Annotated in this window: 1 protein-coding gene; it reads right to left on the bottom strand. The window is 66.3% G+C overall.

Features of this window, described 5'->3' with window-relative positions:
- Window positions 1–247 (bottom strand): helix-turn-helix domain-containing protein (locus SB751_RS33650; RefSeq protein ID WP_410749450.1); only part of this gene is annotated, 247 nt, incomplete at its 3' end.
- Window positions 248–249: the final 2 nt, after the last annotated feature.

A 249-nucleotide genomic window follows, 5' to 3' on the forward strand; every position in this document is an offset into this window, starting at 1 on the left:
CGTGCAGCACCTTCGCCAGCAGTTCCGCCTCCGCCTCATCGTCGTGCGCGCGCGGCCGCCCCGGCCGGGCTTCATCATGCAGGCCCGCAAGCCCCCGCGCGACGAACCGCTTCTTCCAGTGCGTGATCGCCGGTGACGTCACGTCGCACTGCAAGGCAATTTCCTGGTTGGTATGACCGTCAGCAGCCATCAGGACGATCTTTGCCCGACGCACCAGAGAGTGAGGCAGCGAACGCGAACGGCTCATCG

The sequence above is a fragment of the Cupriavidus sp. SIMBA_020 genome (assembly GCF_046535395.1).
GTDB lineage: Bacteria > Pseudomonadota > Gammaproteobacteria > Burkholderiales > Burkholderiaceae > Cupriavidus > Cupriavidus campinensis.